Origin of the sequence: Candidatus Protofrankia californiensis, from assembly GCF_900634765.1 — a bacterium.
GTDB classification, from domain to species: Bacteria; Actinomycetota; Actinomycetes; order Frankiales; family Frankiaceae; genus Protofrankia; species Protofrankia californiensis.
In genome coordinates, this window is the sequence record NZ_CAAAFT010000135.1 from 732 (window position 1) to 2,989 (window position 2,258).

Genomic DNA, 2,258 nt, shown 5'->3' on the forward strand with positions numbered 1-2,258 from the left:
GACCCGTGCCCGATCGGGATGGAAGCTGTGGGTAGCGTCGGTCCGTGACCAGCGCGCGGGGGGCCGACACGCCAATGCCCATCCCAGTGCCGCGGGGGCAGACGGGAACGCCCCGGACGGATGGTAGCGGCCCGGATACGGAATCCACGGATCAGCCCATGGATCAGCGGCTGGAGCCGTCCGACCGGCACCTCTCTGACCGCCGGTCGGACGGTCGGCCGGCTCGTGGGCCGGGGTGGCGATATTCACGTGCGGTCCTGCGATCACGGTTGGCCGCGGTATCCCGGCCCGGCTGGACGGTCGCGGTGGCGGCCCTGCTCAGCGCGGTTGCCGCCGTACTGATCAATCAGCATCTGTTTCCCTACCTGTCGATCAACAACGACGAGGCGCTCTACCGGCTGCAGGCCCAGACGTTGGCGGGAGGCGACTTGTTTCCATCAGCGCCGCCGTCGGCCGAGTCCTACGCACCGTGGCTGGCGACGGTTGTCGATGGTCACTATGTACTGAAGTACACCCCTGTGATCGCTGGGTTGTTAGCCTTGAGCCTAGTGATCACCGGCGGGACGGCCGCGGCGCTTGCCTTTGTCGCGGCTGCCGCGGTCGGGGTGACCTACCTCGTCGGGATCGAGCTGCTCAACGACCGGCGGGCCGCCGCCGTCGCCGCGTGGTTGCTGGCCCTGTCACCGCTGACAGTCCTGCACAGCGCGATGCTCTTGCCGTATCTGCCGGTGCTCGTCCTGTCCGAATGCGTGGTGCTCGGACTGCTGCGTGGGCTGCGTACCCGTCACCGGCCGCCGCTCATCGGCGCCGGGCTGGCACTGGGGCTTGCGGCGGCGGTGCGTCCGTACGACACCGTGCTGGTACTCGGCCCGCTTGTGCTGTGGGTGGTGTGCCGAGGTGCGCGTGGACGGCGGTGGTGGGTGCTGCGCTGGGTGGGAACAGGGCTGGTTGCTCCGGTCGCTCTCCTACTCAGCTACAACGCGGCGGCGACGGGCAGCCCCTTCCAGCTTCCGTTCGCGCTGCTGGAACCCGATGACAAGTTGGGTTTCGGGGTCCGCAGGCTCTTTCCCACCGACACCGCTCACCGCTTCGGGGTGGCCGAAGGGATCGCCGCCATCGGCGATCATCTGTGGCTGCTCGGCGCCTGGGCGTGCGGCGGGGTTCTCCTCGCGGTCCTGTCGGCCGCGACGGTCGCCCGCCGTCGGCTGTCCGCCCCTGCGCTCACGGTCGGAGCCGGCGCCCTGCTCCTGATTGTCGGGTACGTCGGGTTCTGGGGCGCCTGGAACGCTGCCGACCTGTGGGGCGGCACCCGCTACATCGGCCCGTTCTACCTCATGCCGGTGCTGGTCACGCTTGTCCTGTTCGGAGCCCGCGGGCTGGTGGACATGGCCTCGGCGTGGCCACGCATCACCGGTCTCGCCGCCGGCGCGGGTCTCGCTCTGAGTGCGTTCGTCCTGGTCGTCGCATTGCAGGACAACATGACGTTCACCCGGCGTGATCGCGATCTGTCGAATATGATCGCTACCCAAGCTGGTCCCATGTTGGTCATCGTTCCGGTCGACCCGGCCTTTCTCATGCACCCCACATCGGTGGTGTCCAACTCGCCGACGCTGGACGACCGGGTGCTGTACGCGGTCTCGCGGGGGCAATCCGACTTCGACGTCGTTGCCGATCATCCGGACCGGCCGGCGTACCTGCTCAGGTTGGCCATCGGTTACAACCGGACGCTGGCATCGTCGTCGGCAGCCCAGTTGGAACGCCTGCGGGTGGTGCACAGCGCGAGTGTCGACGTCGGCATCACCGCGTCGGTGCCGGCCGGTGCCCGGGCGGCCCGTATAGAGGTGACTGGAGGCGGCAGGCGGAGCTCCTTCCCGGTGAACCCGGATCAACCACTGGTGGGCCGGCTCACCATCAGCCCCGACGGTGTGGACACAACCGGCCTCGGGTTCCGTCCGAAAGTTGGTGATGTCCTTGCCACAAAGGACCGTTCGGTGACGCTGAGGCTGTTCTACACCCCGTCGGCAGATGGCCGTGAACGTCTTCTTGACTGGACTGACCTGCCCGTTCGCGTCGATTCCAGGCAGGCCGCGGTCAGGGTCTTGGTACCGGACAGTCAGGTGGGTGCGGTGGGATCGGGGGTGACGCCGACGATCCGGCTCAGCGCGGGCTGACGACCCGCACCTGTGTCCGGCGGCGGATTCCCAGCAGTCCGGAGTCCGCCGCCTCGTGGTGCCCGCCTCGTGGTGCCCGCCTCGTGG

The 2,258-nt window shown here is 68.6% G+C and carries 1 protein-coding gene; it reads left to right on the forward strand.

Features of this window, described 5'->3' with window-relative positions; all coding sequences use genetic code 11:
• Nucleotides 1–158: 158 nt before the first annotated feature.
• Complete coding sequence (locus DD1DGNOD_RS08140) at nucleotides 159–2,171, forward strand: glycosyltransferase family 39 protein (RefSeq protein ID WP_131769817.1); 2,013 nt, start codon at nucleotides 159–161, stop codon at nucleotides 2,169–2,171.
• The last annotated feature ends 87 nt before the right edge of the window (nucleotides 2,172–2,258 follow it).

Coding starts and splice junctions, on each gene's coding strand:
- DD1DGNOD_RS08140 (WP_131769817.1), top strand. CDS start 159: ATGGATCAGCGGCTGGAGCCGTCCGACCGGCACCTCTCTGACCGCCGG.